The organism is Kosakonia sp. S57, from assembly GCF_016516575.1.
Lineage (GTDB): Bacteria > Pseudomonadota > Gammaproteobacteria > Enterobacterales > Enterobacteriaceae > Kosakonia > Kosakonia cowanii.
Map to the genome: position 1 here is coordinate 28301 of NZ_JACVUL010000005.1, position 17320 is coordinate 45620.

The window sequence follows — 17320 nt, forward strand, 5'->3', positions numbered from 1 at the left end:
GTTACGCCAGTTTGCAGGCGTCCGCCTCCCAGCGATAGCCCACGCCGTAGACCGCGCGAATAAAGGATTGCTCCTCGTCCAGCGCTTCCAGTTTGCGACGCAGGTTTTTGATATGACTATCGATAGTGCGGTCGGTCACCACGCGGTAGTCATCATACAGATGATTGAGTAATTGTTCGCGCGAGAAAACTTTACCCGGTTCGCTGGAGAGAGTTTTCAGCAGGCGGAACTCGGCGGGCGTCAAATCGAGCAGCTTGCTGTGCCAGCTCGCCTGGAATCGGCCTTCATCGACAATCAATGGGCTTTCGGCATCAAGCTGCTGCAATTCGCGCTGCGGTTTGCAGCGGCGCAGAATGGTCTTCACCCGCGCCACCACTTCACGCGGGCTGTAGGGTTTGCAGATGTAGTCATCGGCACCGATCTCCAGCCCCAGCAGGCGGTCGATCTCTTCGATCTTGGCGGTCACCATCACAATCGGCACATTGCAGAAGCGGCGGATTTCGCGACAGAGCGTCAAGCCATCGACGCCAGGCAGCATCAGGTCGAGCAGGATCAGATCCGGCGGCGTCTGGCGCACGTAACTGAGCACCTGATCGCCATGGCTAATCAGCGAAGGCGCGTAACTTGCCGCGCGCAGATAGTCGATCAGCAGTTGTCCGAGCTTCGGTTCATCTTCAACGATCAGGATGCGCGGCGTGTTTTCATCAATAGGTAACTCTGTCATACATCTCTCGATTTTTCGCGTTCAAGCGGAAGTTCAACTGTAATGCTAACCCCGCCAAATGGCGAGTGCGCGGCATGGATAGCGCCACCGTGCGCCTCCACAATATTCAGACAGATTGCCAGCCCCAGCCCGGAGCCACCGCTGGCGCGGTTGCGCGAGCCTTCCGTGCGGTAGAAGCGCTCAAACAGGCGCTGCAACTGCTCGTCACTCACCCCAGGGCCGCTGTCGGCAAAGCGCAGCAGCAGGGTGTTATCGCGCGGGATAAGCTGGATAAGCGTTCGCCCGCCGCTGTCGGTATAGCGCAGGCTGTTCTCCAGCAGATTATTAAATAGCTGCATTAAGCGATGCGGATCGCCAAACACCGTCGCGCTCTCCGGCAACTCCAGCGACAGCGTCAAATTGCGGCTGGCGAAGCGTTCACGAAACGCGCCAGCGGCAATCTCCACCAGTGAGACGGCATCCACCGATTTTTTCTGATAGGCCAAGGCCCCTTCATCGGACATCGAGAGCTGATGCAGATCGTCCACCAGCTTGGTCAGCGTGGCGACCTCGGCCTGCAACGAGGTGACCGACTCGGGGGTAAACTGCCGCACGCCATCCTGAATCGCCTCCAGTTCGCCACGCAGCACCGCCAGCGGCGTGCGCAGCTCATGGGAGATATCGGCCATAAAGTCGCGGCGCATCTGCTGGTTCTTCTCAAGGGTGCTGGCAAGCTGGTTAAAGTCCTGCGCCAGCCTGCCAATCTCATCCTGGCTGCCCGGTTTCACGCGGGTAGAAAAGTCGCCCGAGGCAAGTTTATGGGTGCCGTCCACCAGCCGTTTCACCGGGGCCAGCAGCCCGCGCGCCAGCGGGAAGGTGGCAATAGCGGCCAGCAGCGTGGCGAGGCCGACAATCACCCAACTGGTGCGCCGCTGCTGGCGATCAAAGTTGATATCGGTATTGCGCGTCAGCTTTTTCACCGGCGAGGCGATCACCCAGCCGACGGTGGCATTATTCACTTTTATCTGGCGCTGCGTACCATCCACCGGCACCGGGGAATGTGGGCCGACCAGCACCCGTTTTTGCTGATCCAGCACCCAGAAGCGGGTGCGCCAGCCGTGGGGCGGCATATCCGGGCGATCCGGCGGGCCTGCGTCCTCTTGCGGACCTGGGCCGCGCTCACGATCGGGACCGCCGGGGCCGGGACGCCCGTCATCATGCTCATTTTCCCGGTCAAAGGAGCGCAGGATCTGGAAAATCATCCGGTCATTGTGGCGCAGAAATTGCCAGTCGCCGTGCTGGGTATACTGCTCGGCGAGGGTATCCGTCAGCATCTGCAAGCGCAGGTCGTTGCCGCGCTTGATATAGTTCATAAAGTCATGCTCGAAGCTAATGCGCACCGCCCAGTGGGTAGCGAACAGCAGCAGAATGCAGGTGGTGAGAATGGCGAGAAAGAGTTTGGCCGTGATCCCCGGCCGCCAGAACCTCATGATGTTCTCCTGTTGCGACGGGCAATCACCGCATTTTGGCTGGCGTCATCGGGCACGCGGGCAAAAAGGGCCGCCGGCAGTGCAATAATCACCGCCATCGTCAGATAGGTATAAAGAAAGATCTCGTGTGCCACGCCGCTGTCCGCCGAGAGATGCTGCTGCCCGTAGAGGCCGAGCAGCAGACCGGCGACGCTGACGCCAATACTCATCGAGAGCTGCATAATCATCGACAGCATACTGTTGCCGCCGCTTGCCAGTTCATCGGGCAGATCCTTCAGCGTCAGGGTGTTCATCGACGAGAAGCGCATCGAGTTAATCATCCCCTGGCAGAAGAGCACCACCGGCAGCAGGTAATACCAGCCAAGCAGCGCCGTCGCCATAAACAGCAGGCTCACCAGCGCGAGGCCAATGGTTGAGGCGACCAGCACGCGGCGATAGCCAAAGCGGTTAACCACCTGCACAACGATCCGCTTCATCCCCATGCTGCCGAGCACCATAGGAATCATCATCAGCCCGGCGTGAAACGGCGAAAAGCCGAGGCCAATCTGCAAAAAGACCGGGGTCATAAAGGGCAGCATGCCGCTGCCGATCCGCCCGGCGAAACTCCCCGCCAGCCCCAATGAAAAGCTGCGGGTGCGGAACAGGCGCAAATTAAACAGCGCCCGGTCATTGCCCCTCGCGTGCAGCAGGTAAAAGAGGATCGCCGCCGCACCTACTGCCACCAGACCGCCCAGTTGCCAGAGCGTCAGGCCAAGGCCGCGGCTGCCGTCGAGTGCCAGCGTCAGGGTTGCCATGCCGCCCGCCAGCAGCACAAAACCGAAGAAATCGAAGCGGCGGGTTTGCAGGGTATAGTTCGGCATCAGGCTCAGGGTGGCAATCGCGCCAATAATGCCCACCGGCAGGTTAATCAGGAAGATCCAGTGCCAGGAGGCGTACTCCACCAGAATGCCGCCGAGCGCCGGGCCAAGCAGCGGGCCGACCTGGCCTGGCAGCGTCACAAAGGTCATCGCCGCCATATAGTGGGTGCGCGGCACGATCTTCATCACCGTTAAGCGCCCGACCGGCACCATCATCGCGCCGCCAAAGCCCTGCAGCACGCGCGCCAGGATCAGCTGATCGAGCGTGGCGGCCAGCGCGCAGAACAGCGATCCGGCGGTAAAGAGCACAATCGCCACGCAGAAGATATTGCGCACGCCAACCCGGTCAGCCAGCCAACCGCTGGCAGGCAGCATCACCGCAACGGTCAGCACATAGGAGACCACCACCATATGCATATGCAGCGGGCTCTCGCCGAGGCTTGCCGCCATCGAGGGGAGGGCGGTGTTAACAATGGTGGTATCCAGCGACTGCATAAAGAAGCCGAAGGCGACTATCCATAACTGCCAGCGGATCTGTTTCGGTAACTCATTCATTCACTTACGGGCTCTCTCACTTTGCGACTAAACCGCGCGCGCAGACGATCAAAGAAGAGGTAGACCACCGGCGTGGTATAGAGCGTTAGCAGCTGGCTCATCACCAGCCCGCCGACAATGGTGATACCGAGCGGCTGGCGCAACTCTGAGCCATCTCCGCTGGAGATCACCAGCGGCAGGGCACCAAACAGCGCCGCCAGGGTGGTCATCATAATCGGGCGAAAACGCAGCAGGCAGGCCTGGAAAATCGCCTCTTCGGCGCTCAGCTGCCCCTTGCGCTGCGCTTCAAGTGCGAAGTCGACCATCATAATGGCGTTTTTCTTCACAATCCCGATAAGCAGCATAATACCAATCAGCGCAATCAGGCTAAACGGCGCGCCAAACAGCTCCAGCGCCAGCAGTGCGCCAACGCCTGCCGACGGCAGGGTCGAAAGAATGGTCAGCGGGTGAACATAGCTCTCATAGAGAATGCCAAGCACGATATAGACCGTGGCGATGGCGGCAAGGATCAGGATCACCTGCGAGTTCATCGTCTCCTGGAACACCTGCGCAGTACCGGCAAAACTGCCGCGCACGCTGTTCGGCACGCCAAGCTGCGTCATGGTGCGGTCGATCGCCTCGCTGGCCTGCGAAAGTGAAACGCCTGCCGGCAGGTTAAAGGCAATGGTTGAGGCCGCCGACAACCCCTGGTGGTTAACCGACAGCGGCGCATTCGCCGGTTGCCAGTGGGCAAAGTAGGAGAGGGGAATCGACGCGCCCGCATCATTGATGATGTACATCTTATCCAGCGCGCTGACATCCTGGGTGTAGCGCGGGTCGACCTCCATCACCACTTTGTACTGGTTAAGCGGCTGGTAGATGGTGGAGATCTGCCGCTGGCCAAAGGCGTTATTCAGCAGGCTGTTTGCTGCCTGCACGCTGATGCCAAGGCGGGTCATGGTTTCCCGGTCATAGACCAGGTTCATCTCCGCGCCGTTATCCTGCTGATCCGAGTTGACATCCGCCAGCTCCGGCAGCGCCGCAAACGCTTTGCGGATCTTCGGCTCCCACTCGCGCAGGTCGCTTAAGGAATCTGATAGCAGTGCAAACTGGTAGCTGGCATTCGCCTGGCGGCCGCCTACGCGAATATCCTGCACCGCCATCAAAAAGAGGCTCGCGCCCGGCTCTTTTGCCAGCTTACTGCGCAGGCGGTCAATCACCTCCTGCGCGGTGGCGTGGCGCTGGTCGCGCGATTTAAGGGTGATAAACATCATCCCGCTATTAACCCGCGAGCCGCCGGTAAAGCCGGTAACATTATCCACCGCCGGATCCTCGCGGATGATCTGCATAAAGTCCTGCAACTTGCCGCGCATCGCCTGGAAGGAGATGCTCTGATCCGCCTGAATACCGCCCATCAGCACGCCGGTATCCTGCTCCGGGAAGAAGGTTTTCGGAATCGAGATATAGAGCCAGATATTGAGCGCGATAGTGCCAAGCAGCACCACGCCAACCAGCCGGGCGTGGTTAAGCACCCATTTCAGCGAGCGGGCATACTGCTGCTGGATGCGGGTCAGCAGGCGGCCAACGCCTCTCTCCCGCGTGCGGCTATGCGGCTTATGGGCTTTGAGCAACCAGCCGCACATCATTGGCGTCAGGGTGAGTGAGATCAGCAGCGAAATGCCAATCGCCACCGACAGCGTAACGGCAAACTCGCGCAGCAACCGCCCCGGCAGCCCGGCCATCAGCAGCAGAGGCAGGAACACCGCCACCAGCGACAGGCTCATCGACAGCACGGTAAAGCCCACTTCCCGCGTCCCTTGCAGCGCCGCCTGCAACGGCTTCATCCCCGCTTCGAGATGGCGGGAGATATTCTCCAGCACCACAATCGCGTCATCGACCACAAAGCCAGTGGCGATGGTCAGCGCCATCAGCGACAGGTTGTTGAGGCTAAAACCGCACAGATACATAGCGGCAAAGGTGCCAACCAGCGACACCGGCACGGCCACCGCCGGGATAAAGGTCGCCCGACCTGAACGCAGAAAGAGGAACACCACCAGGATCACCAGCGCGACGGAGATCACCAGCGTCTGCTCCACCTCCTCCAGCGAGGCGCGGATGGTCGGTGAGCGATCCTGAGCGATTTGCAGGTCAATGGCGGCGGGAATGGTCTTTTGCAGCTCCGGCAGGCGGGCGCGAATGCTGTCCACCGTCTGGATAATATTGGCTTCCGGCAGTTTGCGGACCATCAGCAAAATCGCCGGTTTGGCGTTGGTCATCCCCGCGTTGCGCACATCCTGCACCGAGTCGGTGACCGTGGCGACATCGCTTAAGCGTACCGCAGCACCATTTTTATGGTGAATAATCAGCGGCTGGTACTCCGCCGCAGTTTTTAACTCATCATTGGTCTGCACCTGCCAGCGGTGCGAGCCATCCTCCAGTGCGCCCTGCGGTTTGCGCACATTGGCATTGCTGATGGCCGTGCGCACCGCATCAAGAGAGACGCCCTGGTTAAACAGCGCCTGCGGATTGAGATCGACACGCACGGCGGGCAGGGAGCTGCCGCCGACATCGACATCGCCAACACCGTCGATTTGCGACAGGGTTTGTGCCAGCTGCGTTGAGGCAAAGTCATACAGCTCACCCTGGGAGTAGGTATCCGAGGTGAGGGTCAGGATCATGATCGGCGCAGCGGAGGGGTTCGCTTTGCGGTAGGTCGGGCGGCTCGGCATGCCGCTCGGCAGCAGGCTCTGCGCGGCGTTGATTGCCGCCTGCACATCGCGCGCCGCGCCGTTGATATCGCGGTCGAAATTGAACTCAAGAATAATGCGCGTACTGCCAAGCGAGCTGGAGGAGGTCATCTCGCCCACTCCGGCAATGCGTCCCAGCGAGCGCTCAAGCGGCGTAGCGACCGACGAGGCCATAGTCTCCGGCGAAGCGCCGGGCAGCGAAGCGCTGACCATGATCACCGGAAAATCAACCTGTGGCAGCGGGGCGACCGGCAGCAGCCGGAAGCCGAGAATGCCGCACAGGGTGATGGCGAGCGAAATCAGGATCGTCGCCACCGGGCGGTAAATGAAGAGGGCGAAGAACTTCACTTACGCCTCCTCTTCACGCTGCGGAAAGCGCTTTTTCGCCGCCAGCGCCAGGCGGTCGAAGAGCAGATAGATCACCGGCGTGGTAAACAGCGTCAGCACCTGGCTCACCAGCAGGCCGCCGACCATGCCGATCCCCAGCGGGCGACGCAGCTCTGCGCCAACGCCGGTGCTGAGCATCAGCGGCAGCGCGCCGAGCAGCGCCGCCAGGGTGGTCATCAGGATCGGGCGAAAACGCAGCAGGCAGGCCTGGAAGATGGCATCGCGCGGCGACATGCCCGCTTCGCGCTCGGCGGCGAGGGCGAAGTCGATCATCATGATGGCGTTCTTCTTCACAATGCCGATCAGCAAGATGATGCCGATAATGGCGATCACATCCAGCTCGCTGCCGGAGATCATCAGCGCCAGCAGCGCGCCGACGCCCGCCGTTGGCAGCGTCGAGAGGATGGTTATCGGGTGGATAAAGCTCTCATACAGCACGCCGAGTACGATATACATCGCCGCTATCGCCGCAACAATCAGCCAGATGGTGCTGCCGAGCGCCGCCTGGAACGCCAGCGTGCTGCCCTGGAATTCGGTGCGGATATCGGTCGGGAAGTGGAGGGTTTTTTCGCTCTCCTGCACCGCGTCAACCGCATCGCCCAGCGAGTAACCGTCGGCGACGTTAAAGGAGATGGTGGTCGACGGGAACTGATCGAGATGGTTGATGCTTAACGGCGCATAGCGCTGCTCGATTTTGGCAATCGACGACAGCGGCACCACGCCGCCATCGCTGCTGGTCAGGCGAATATTATCCAGCCCCGCCAGACCCGGCGTCTGCGTGGTGTCATGCTCCAGCACTACCCGGTACTGGTTCGCCTGAGTGTAGATGGTGGAGATCAGGCGCTGACCAAAGGCGTTGTAGAGGGCGTTATCAACATCCGCCATGCTGATACCGAGGCGGCTGGCGCTGTCGCGATCCACGTTGACATAGGCCACCAGCCCTTTGTCCTGCCAGTCGCTGCTGACATCCGCCAGCTGCGGCATCGCCTGCAATTTACTCACCAGCTGCGGTACCCAGGTGCTGAGCGCCTCAAGGGAGTTTGCCTGCAGGGTGAACTGATACTGGGTGCGGCTGACGGTCGTATCAATGGTCAGATCCTGCGTCGGTTGCAGGTAGAGCGACATACCCGGCACATTGCCCGCCGCCTGCTGCAACCGCTCGATCACCGGCTGAACGCGATCGTCGCGCTCATCAAGTGGTTTGAGGTTGATCTGCAACCGCGCGCTGTTCAGGGAGGGGTTGGTGCCGTCAACGCCGACGAAAGCGGTGAGGCTCTCCACGGCCGGATCGCGCAGGATAATATCAGCCACCTGCCGCTGGCGCTCCGCCATGCTGGCAAAGGAGGCGGATTGCGGTGCCTGCAACGTGCCCTGAATGATGCCGTTGTCCTGGATTGGGAAGAAGCCTTTCGGAATAAAGATCCACAGCATCACCGACAGCAGCAGCGTGCCGAGGGCGACGCCAAGCGTCAGCCACGGGTGATTAAGCACCCGGCTCAGCAGACGACCGTAACCGGCAATCACCCGCTCAAAAAAGCGCTCCGAGGCGCGGGAGAAGCGGTTCTGCTTGCGCAGAGATTCCGCGCTCAGCATGCGCGCGCACATCATCGGCGTTAAGGTCAGCGACACCACAGCGGAGATAAGAATGGCAATCGCCAGCGTGACGGCAAACTCGCGGAACAGCCGCCCAACGATATCGCCCATAAACAGCAGCGGGATCAGCACCGCAATCAGCGAGAAGGTGAGCGAGATGATGGTAAAGCCGATCTCGCCTGCGCCTTTCAGCGCCGCATTCAGCGGTTTTTCGCCCTTTTCGATATAGCGCGAGATGTTTTCGATCACCACAATCGCATCATCGACGACAAAGCCGGTGGCGATGGTCAGCGCCATCAGCGTCAGGTTATTGATGGAGAAATCGAGAAACACCATCGCCGCAAAGGTGCCAATCAGCGACAGCGGCACCGCAACAGCGGGGATAATCGTCGCCGGAATATTGCGCAGGAAGAGGTAGATAATCATCACCACCAGCGCAATCGCCAGCATCAGCTCAAACTGCGTGTCGCTTACCGAGGCGCGGATATTGTTGGTGCGATCCGAGAGGACTTTCACGCTGACAGATTTCGGCAGGCTCTCGGTAAGCTGCGGCAGCAGGGCACGGATGTTATCGGCGGTATCGATAATGTTTGCGCCCGGCTGGCGCTGCACATTCATCACAATCGCCTGCTGTTTATTCGCCCACGCGCCGAGCCAGCTGTTCTCTGCACCCTGTTCAACGGTGGCGATATCGCCGAGGCGGATCGGCGCGCCGTTCTGGTAAGCGATAATCAGCTTGCGGTACTCCTCGGCGGACTGCATCTGGTCATTGGCCGAGAGGGTGACGGCGCGGGTCGGGCCATCAAGGCTACCCTTCGCCGAGTTGACGTTAGCGTTACTGATGGCGGTGCGCACGGTTTCACTGGTTAACCCCAGCCCGGCAATCGCCTGCGCGTTGAGTTTGACGCGCACCGCCGGACGCTGACCGCCGGAGAGCGTTACCAGCCCGACGCCGGAGACCTGGGAAATCTTCTGCGCCACGCGCGTTTCCACCATATCCTCTACCCGCGTCATCGGCATGGCGGAAGAGGTGACCGCCAGCGTCATGATCGGCGGGTCGGCGGGGTTCACTTTGTTGTAGACCGGCGGGTTCGGTAAGTCCGAAGGCAGCAGGCTGTTGGCGGCGTTCATTGCCGCCTGCACTTCTTGTTCGGCGACATCCAGCGGCAGGCTCAGTTGGAATTGCAGCGTGACGACCGACGCGCCGCCGGAACTCTGCGAGGACATCTGCTTTAAGCCCGACATCTGGCCGAACTGGCGCTCAAGCGGCGCGGTAATCGCCGAGGTCACCACATCCGGGCTGGCGCCAGGGTAGAGCGTCACCACCTGAATGGTTGGATAATCCACTTCCGGCAGCGCCGAAACGGGCAGAAAACGGTAGCCGATGATCCCGGCCAGCAGGATCGCCACCATCAACAGCGTGGTGGCGACCGGACGCAGAATAAAGAGACGCGAAGGGCCACCCGTCCGGCCCGGCGGTAACAGCTGCATCAGCCTTGTGCTCCTTTCGCCGGACGTTCACGCTTCGCGGGCAGGGTTTCTGCGTTGCTGGCGTCAACCACTTCCACCTGTGCGCCCTCTGTCAGGCGGTCGATACCGTCGGTGACGACGCGATCGCCTGCCGATAACCCGGCGCTGATCACCACTTTCTGGCTGTCCTGGATGCCTGGCGTTACCGTGTGTTTGCTGACCTTGTTCTTATCGTTCAGCACCCAGACGAAGTTGCCTTCATTACCCATTTGCAGCGCCGCAGCGGGGATCACCACCGCATCCTGCTGGGTGGCGACCAGCATACGGGCATTAACAAACTGATTCGGGAAGAGGGCGTCGTCCTGGTTGTCGAAACGCGCTTTCAGTTTGATGGTGCCGGTGGTGGCGTCGATCTGGTTATCCAGGCTCAACAACGTGCCGCTGCTGAGCTTCTGCTTATTGGTGCGATCCCAGGCTTCCACTACCAGTTTCTGCGCATTTTTCTGCGCCTGCACAACGGTCGCGATGTCGCTCTCCGGCAGGGTAAAGATGAGATCGATAGGATGGGTCTGCGTCAGCACCACAATACCGGTGGTATCGCTGCTGCTAATCTGGTTGCCGACATCGACCTGCTTCAGGCCGACGCGTCCGCTAACCGGCGCGGTGATGCGGCTCCACTCCAGCTGCAACTGGGCGCTGGCGACGGAGGCTTCATCCGCTTTTACCGTGCCTTCGGATTCGCTGACCAGCGCCTGCTGGGCATCAAGATCCTGGCGTGAGACGAGGCTGGTTTTCGCCAGTTGCTGGTAGCGGGCAAGATCGCGGCGGGCGTTGGCAAGGGTTGCTTTATCTTTCGCCAGCTGGCCCTGCGCCTGCGCCAGCGCGACGTTGAATTCGCTGGGGTCAATCTCCGCCAGCAGATCGCCAGCGTTAACCTGTTGCCCCTCCTGGAAATGGATCGCCTTAAGCTGACCCGAGACGCGGCTGCGCACGGTAACGGTATTCGCCGCGGTGATGGTGCCGAGGCCGGAGAGATAGCGCGGAACGGATTCGCTGGTAGCGGTGGCCGCCTGCACCGGTGGCAGCGCGCCGCGCATGCCGTGACGTCCGCCGCCCGCAGGCGCGTTTTGCCCGCTTGCCGTGGTGGTTGAGGGGGTGTGCGCAAAATAGTACCAGGCCGCACCAGCCAGTGCGATGACCAGTGCCGCGACAACGGTGCGGCGAAAAGTGACTCGTCCTTTCATCGTTATAGGTATCTCTTTAAATCGAATGGCGAAGTAATAGTAGTGTAGTCACCCTGAAGCGCAGAATAATGGAGGAAAAATGAAACACTGTCTGGAAACGTAGTCACGACAGATAATTTGCGTTAGGGAGATTTTGTAGCAGAAAGCGTGCCGGGTGAAGCCACCCGGCAGATAATCAACGGAAGACAACCTGTGCCCAGCGGGCCAGCCCGGCGGTCACCGAGCCGAAGTCATCGCCGCCGGCAATGGTGATGCCGGGCAGCGTTTCCGCCAGCGCTTTTTTGATAATCGGCGAACGGGCGCTGCCGCCGGTTAAGTAGATCACATCCGGCGTCTCATTACTGGTCGCCAGCGCCAGCTGTACCTGCTCAATAATGCGCTGCAGCGGCTGGTTAAGGGCGTTTTCCAGCCCCTGCTGATCGATGGCGGTGGCGAGGCTGTCGCTGATAAACGGCAGTGAAGCGGTCACCTGCTGCGTGTCGGAGAGGGCGATTTTGCTCTCTTCCGCGCTGCGCACCAGCCGGTAGCCGAGGCGCTGCTTCCACACTTTCACCAGCAGAGCGACCTTCTCGGCGTCGCGCGCATCGCGCAGCAGGTCGTTTAACAGGCGGCCGTTTGCCGTGCTGTAGAACTCCGTCTGCGCAGGGACATCGTTGATCGCCACCGCGTTCCACCACGGCAGGATCGGCAGCGCGATACCTTTTTCCGTCTGTCCACCCATGCCGAGCAGCGGCATCAGGTTTTTGAACGCCAGCGCGATGTCGAGATCGTTCCCGCCAACACGGCAGCCGCTGTGACCGAGCAGGCTGGCGCTGCGATCCGCTTTCTCGCGCCACTGAGGACCCATCAGGATCAGCGAGCAGTCGGTGGTACCGCCGCCGATGTCGACCACCAGCACGCGCTTCTCTTCATTTAATGTCGCTTCAAAATCGAGGCCAGCGGCAACCGGTTCGAACTGGAACACCACCTCTTCGAAGCCTGCACGCGTTGCGGCGCGCTCAAGGATGCCCTGTGCCTGGGCGTTAGCCTCATCGCCGCCGAGCCCCTGGAAGTTGATCGGCCGGCCAATCACCGCCTGGCGAATCGCCTCCGGCAGCTGGCTCTCTGCCTGCTTGCGGATATGCAGCATCATGGCGCAGACCAGATCCTCAAACAGCGCGATCTGCTGCGGTTTCAGGCCGCTGGCACCGAGAAACGACTTCGGTGATTTAACGAAGTAGACCTCTTCCGGATCGCTCACATACTGGCGCAGTGAGGCGAGACCGAACTGGACGCTGGCGGCGTTGACCTCAATGTCCTCTTCGCGGTTGAAGCTCACCGCCCGGCGCAGCAGCGCCTGGGTTTCACTCCCCGTTGCCGGAACCTGATGGTGGCGATAGAGCCACTCGCTCACCGCTTCGCGCGTCGGCGCGCAGAGCATCGACGGCAGCAAGGTGCTGTTATTTTCCATGGTCAGCAGCTGTGGCGCGTTATCGCGCATCACCGCTACCGAGCAGTTTGCCGTACCGTAGTCAAAACCAATAAACACCGTGCAATCCCCATGCCTGTGAAGAAGGGGGGCGACTTTAGCGGAATGCGTGCAGGGCGACAACCGGAATATGAAAGCAAGGCGAAAATTCCCTGAGTTGTTATGCTTTTAGCATTATCAGCGGGGAGATGGTATGTACACACTGCACTGGCAGCCGCCCTATGACTGGGCGTGGATGTTGAGTTTCTTAGGCGCGCGCGCCGTGGCGGGCGTGGAGGTGGTGAGCGAGTCGCGCTATGTGCGCTCCTGTGCCTTTGGGGGGCATCGCGGGATTATTACCGCCGAGCCGGATGAGACAAGCGCGACGCTGAAGGTCACCTTAAGTGAGGGGCTTGAACCGGTTGCGGAGCACTGTTTGCAGCGGCTGGAGAGGTTATTTGATCTCTCCTGCGAGCCGGAGCGTATCAATTCGCAGCTTGGCGATCTCGCCGCCGCGCGCCCTGGCCTGCGGCTGCCCGGCTCGATCGACCCCTTTGAGCAGGCGGTGCGCGCGGTGCTTGGGCAACTGGTGAGCGTGGCGATGGCGGCAAAGCTGACGGCGAAAGTCGCGCATCGTTATGGCGAAGTGATGGACGAGGCACCGGGCTTTATCACCTTTCCCACCGCACAGCAGATTGCCGCCGCCGATGCACAGGTGCTGAAAAGTCTCGGGATGCCGCTAAAGCGCGCCCAGGCACTGATTACCCTGGCCGAGGCTGCCTGCAATGGCACCTTTCCACTCCAGAGGCCAGATGATGTGGAGCAGGGGGTGAAAGCGCTAATGAACCATCCGGGAATTGGACGCTGGACGGCGAACTACTTTGCGCTGCGCGGCTGGCAGGCGAAAGATATCTTCTTAGCGGATGATTATGCGATTAAGCAGCGTTTCGCCGGGATGACGCCCGCGCAGACGCGCCGTTATGCCGAGCGCTGGCAGCCGTTTCGCTCTTACGCGCTGTTGCATATCTGGTTTACGCGGGAATGGTCGCCCGAGCCGTAATGCAATGCCCGATGGCGCTGCGCTTATCGGGCCTACGGGAAGCATGGTTGTGGCGCTGGCGCCCGATGGCGCTGCGCTTATCGGGCCTACGGGAAGTGTGCATACGGTTGCGGGACGGGATTTGTAGGCCGGATAAGGCGCAGCCGCCATCCGGCAATTAGTTGATGGCGAAATAACTGGTGTTGAGCATCAAATCGAGCGGGTGCGCCTGGGAGATGGTATCGCCATAAATCAGGTCAATGCCGATCCCTGAGAGGGTATCCATCATCATCGGCTGATGCGTCGGCCCGGCAATGCTCTTCAGCCCAAGCCGCTGCGCATGCCCCTGAATAATGGTCACCATCATCTCATCCATCAAATTACCGTGCACGTTAGAGACCAGCTCCGGCTCCAGCAGCAGATAATCAGCCATATGCGGTGTAATGCGCTCGAAAACATCGAGATCGTGCCCGACACGGCTGAGGATAATGCGACACCCCGCATGGCGCAGACGTCTGAGGTTTTCAATTCGGGAATGGCCTTCGCGCACCAGCGCATCTGCCGGGATCACCAGATGCAGCAGACGCCCCGGCATCGGGCCACTCTCAAGCATAGATAACAGTTCATCCACCAGGCTACTGCTTGCCAGACCGTGCACGGAGAGGGGCAGGGCGACACCCAGCCCTTTGGCGGTGATGGCGGCGGCATGCTTACTGAAAAACTCATGGAAGACACGCTGGTCGAGGGCGCGAATCAGCTCCGGCTCGTGGAGCCCGGCGCGAAACGCGTGCTCCTCCATCACTTCCCCTTCGCTGGTCCATAAGCGCAGGGAGAGCAGCCAGAAGTTACACGCTTCCGGCACCCGCGGCGAGGCGACGCCGCGCGCAATCATTAACAGATGATTCTCTTTGATGATGCGCCACTGCTCCTCCAGCGACATCATCGAGCGCTCATGCTGCATCAGCCCCTGCTTCGGTTCATAGACCGTCACCCGACCGCGACCGCTGTGCTTCGAGGCATAACAGGCGATATCGGCCTGCGACATCACCTCGGAAGCCTGATGGTTATACTCATCGATAATCGTTATCCCGGCGCTGGCACCGATGCGGTGCTCGCGGCCCTCCCAGCTAAAGCGATAATCATTGATCGCTTCAATCATACGACCGGCGATATAACGTGCGCTTTCGACATTACACTCCGGCAGCAGCAGGCCAAACTCATCGCCACCCAGGCGGGCAAGAATATCCGTTGAGCGCAGCAGGCTGAGCATTAGCGTTGAGATCTCGCGCAGCAGCGTATCGCCAGCGGCATGCCCGGCGCTATCGTTAACCGCTTTAAAGCGGTCGAGATCGATAAACACCAGCGCATGACGTTGATGGTACTCCTGCACCGTCGACAGCAGGCGTTTGAGGTTCGCCTCGAAACTGACGCGGTTCGCCAGATGGGTGAGGGCATCGTGCGAGGCGCTGTAGCTCAGCTGGCGCAGCATTTTGCGCGACTCCGTCACATCCTGGATAACCAGCACCGAGCCGATATTCTGCCCGTCGAGGGTGCTGAGCGGGGTGATGGTGTAGTGAATGTCGAAGCTACCGCCCGCGCGGCAGTGCAGTACCACGTCCTGTTCAATATCCGTGCGTGACATATCGCCGCTGTGAATATTTTCCAGTACCGGCCCGCTATCGCCAAAAGTGATGTGCAGCACCTTCAGCAGAGGCTGACCCATGGCGCTCTCCTGCGACCAGCCGCTCATCTTCTCGGCGACCGGGTTCATAAAGGTGACCTTCATTTCGACATCGGTACAGAGCACCGCTTCGCCTATGGAGTCGAGAGTGATATGCAGCCGCTCCTTCTCCTGGTAAAGCGCTTCGTTAAGCTGTTTTACCTCCGTCATATCCATACTGACGCCGAGCAGCCGCTCGACCTCGCCCTGCTTATTGAGGACGCGGTTGGCCAGCGAGCGAATATGGCGGATACCGTCTGTCACGGCAATGCGGAACTCAAGCTTGAACGCGATGCGCGACGCCAGCGCGTCGCGGATCACCCGCTCGGTTTCCGGCCGGTCTTCCGGCACAATCCTTTCATACCACAACTGCCAGGTTGGTTTGAGATGCGCAGGCACTTCATACATCTCGAACATCCGTTTATCCCAGCTGATGATGTCCGGCTCCAGCTCCCACTCCCAGATACCGATGCCGCCCGCTTCATTAGCGAGGGTAATGCGCTCCATCAGCCGTTTGTTGACCCATTCGGTCTGCTTCAGATCGTTAATATCTTCAACCTGGGCAATAAAGTAGAGCGGAGTGCCGTTGGCGTGACGCACCACTGAGACCGCCAGCAGCCCCCACACCAGATCGCCGTTGCGCGTGTAGTAACGTTTTTCCATCGAATAGCTGGCAATTTCGCCGCGCGACAGCTGCTGCAGCTGGGCCATATCCCTGGCCAGGTCTTCCGGCCAGGTGAGCTGCTGGAAGGTCATCAGACGCAGCTCCTCCTGGCTGTAGCCGAGAAACTGGCACAGGGCTTTGTTAGCCTGTAACCACTGGCCGTCGGTACCGACCAGCGCCATGCCGATCGCCGAATACTCCATGGCGTTACGAAAACGCGCCTCGCTCTCGATGATGTGTTTGCGCTCGGTGCGAAAGGCATACATCACCATGGTCATAACATGCACCGGCAGAAGGATCATCAAAAAAGGCAGCCACGGCGCATTTATCATCACGCCGCTTTTAGGCGAGTTCACAACGTTAGGATCGATAGCGAGCACTAGCGACGCCACCATCACCGTTGCAAGGTAAATTAAGAAGGCTTCCATGCGCGGCAGACGCACCGCGCTCCACATCAGCAGCACAATCACGGCGGTGAAGGGCCACGGCAGATAGTGCAGCGCCAGCCAGCTCAGCAGCAGCGTCAGGGTCAGGGTAACCAGGCTTTCCAGCAGGAGTTTTGGGTTACGGTGGCGCAGCAGATAGTGGGGTTTGAAAAGCAGACCGAGCGGTACCAGCGCCAGCGCACCGATCGCCTCCGACAGCATCCATATAATAAAGGTGCGCAGCAGGTTATCCGTCGGTACCAGCAGGCAGATAAGCACGCCGCCAATCAGCGGCGGTATCAGCACGCTGCCAATGGCAAGACGTATCCAGTCGGCAAGATTTTTAAGCGGATTATAGGAAGGCAGCAGTTTGCGGAGCAGGATCGCGCCTGCAACGGCTTCAACAATATTGACCAGCGTATAACGCAAATCGACAAACGACGGCGAAAAGAGCGTAATGGTGGCAGCGACATTACCCAGCGCGCAGGCGAGGGCGATGCCCGGCCACATCTTGCCGGCATGGCGGTAAAAGGCCACGGTCATGATCGCGGTGGGAAACCAGAGCGGCGCAATGATGGTGCCAAATCGAATCAGCTCAAGGGAGAAGAGCGTGAAGATAAAAGAGAGCAGTCCAAGACTTATTAGCCGCAGCACGGGATGTGGTGTGGTAACCAAAACGTGTTGGTATTGTTTTTTCATTACCGCTTTATCCGCAACCCTGTGCCGTCCGACACGGCGGCCGACGAATGAAATGAGAATTTCGGATTATGCTAGTACAAACAATTTACAATTCCTATGGCGTGCGCTCATAAATTGACATCATAGGGTTATTAATTACTTAGTGAATGCATAAAACGCGCCCGGTGCGTCATTTTTACCCACCTTGCTGAGAAAAAAAGCGCGCAGATTGGCGAAAAATGCCGCCATTTTTGCTTATCGCCCAGAGCCGCGCTTTCGACTGGTATCGCGGCGGTGAAATCCCTATAATTGCCGCGTTTGA

The 17320-nt window shown here is 59.9% G+C and carries 9 protein-coding genes; 1 reads left to right on the plus strand and 8 read right to left on the minus strand.

Going from position 1 to position 17320, the window contains the following annotated elements; translation table 11 throughout:
• Window position 1: 1 nt before the first annotated feature.
• From baeR to yegD, 7 genes are all read right to left on the minus strand, one after another.
• The gene (gene baeR, locus IAE48_RS06230) at window positions 2-724 is read right to left on the minus strand and encodes a two-component system response regulator BaeR (RefSeq protein ID WP_023479172.1); all 723 of its coding nucleotides are present in this window, start codon (window positions 722-724) and stop codon (window positions 2-4) included.
• Window positions 721-2193 (minus strand): two-component system sensor histidine kinase BaeS, encoded by a 1473-nt coding sequence (gene baeS / locus IAE48_RS06235; protein WP_094420980.1) that lies wholly within the window; start codon window positions 2191-2193, stop codon window positions 721-723. Before baeS ends, baeR begins: the two co-directional genes overlap by 4 nt.
• A complete protein-coding gene (locus IAE48_RS06240; protein ID WP_200133823.1) occupies window positions 2190-3605 on the minus strand; it encodes an MFS transporter in 1416 nt (471 codons plus the stop codon). The genes baeS and IAE48_RS06240 overlap by 4 nt, the downstream gene beginning before the upstream one ends.
• Complete coding sequence (gene mdtC, locus IAE48_RS06245) at window positions 3602-6679, minus strand: multidrug efflux RND transporter permease subunit MdtC (protein WP_200133824.1); 3078 nt, start codon at window positions 6677-6679, stop codon at window positions 3602-3604. The genes IAE48_RS06240 and mdtC overlap by 4 nt, the downstream gene beginning before the upstream one ends.
• Window positions 6680-9802: an MdtB/MuxB family multidrug efflux RND transporter permease subunit gene (locus IAE48_RS06250; RefSeq protein WP_200133825.1), complete on the minus strand. Its 3123-nt coding sequence runs from the start codon at window positions 9800-9802 to the stop codon at window positions 6680-6682.
• A complete protein-coding gene (locus tag IAE48_RS06255) occupies window positions 9802-11025 on the minus strand; it encodes an MdtA/MuxA family multidrug efflux RND transporter periplasmic adaptor subunit (protein WP_200133826.1) in 1224 nt (407 codons plus the stop codon). The genes IAE48_RS06250 and IAE48_RS06255 overlap by 1 nt, the downstream gene beginning before the upstream one ends.
• A gap of 175 nt (window positions 11026-11200) precedes the next feature.
• Window positions 11201-12553 (minus strand): molecular chaperone, encoded by a 1353-nt coding sequence (gene yegD, locus IAE48_RS06260; protein ID WP_094420971.1) that lies wholly within the window; start codon window positions 12551-12553, stop codon window positions 11201-11203.
• A gap of 133 nt (window positions 12554-12686) precedes the next feature.
• Between yegD and alkA the strand changes: the two genes are divergently transcribed.
• Window positions 12687-13532 (plus strand): DNA-3-methyladenine glycosylase 2, encoded by an 846-nt coding sequence (alkA, locus tag IAE48_RS06265; protein ID WP_200133827.1) that lies wholly within the window; start codon window positions 12687-12689, stop codon window positions 13530-13532.
• A gap of 157 nt (window positions 13533-13689) precedes the next feature.
• Here the strand turns inward: alkA and IAE48_RS06270 are convergent, their stop codons facing one another.
• Window positions 13690-17019 (minus strand): diguanylate cyclase, encoded by a 3330-nt coding sequence (locus IAE48_RS06270; protein ID WP_200133828.1) that lies wholly within the window; start codon window positions 17017-17019, stop codon window positions 13690-13692.
• Between the last annotated feature and the right edge of the window lie 301 nt (window positions 17020-17320).

Bases quoted from the DNA above. Each gene is read 5' to 3' on its own strand.
- baeR (WP_023479172.1), bottom strand. From the start codon at position 724: ATGACAGAGTTACCTATTGATGAAAACACGCCGCGCATCCTGATCGTT.
- baeS (WP_094420980.1), bottom strand. From the start codon at position 2,193: ATGAGGTTCTGGCGGCCGGGGATCACGGCCAAACTCTTTCTCGCCATT.
- IAE48_RS06240 (WP_200133823.1), bottom strand. From the start codon at position 3,605: ATGAATGAGTTACCGAAACAGATCCGCTGGCAGTTATGGATAGTCGCC.
- IAE48_RS06250 (WP_200133825.1), bottom strand. From the start codon at position 9,802: ATGCAGCTGTTACCGCCGGGCCGGACGGGTGGCCCTTCGCGTCTCTTT.
- IAE48_RS06255 (WP_200133826.1), bottom strand. From the start codon at position 11,025: ATGAAAGGACGAGTCACTTTTCGCCGCACCGTTGTCGCGGCACTGGTC.
- alkA (WP_200133827.1), top strand. From the start codon at position 12,687: ATGTACACACTGCACTGGCAGCCGCCCTATGACTGGGCGTGGATGTTG.
- IAE48_RS06270 (WP_200133828.1), bottom strand. From the start codon at position 17,019: ATGAAAAAACAATACCAACACGTTTTGGTTACCACACCACATCCCGTG.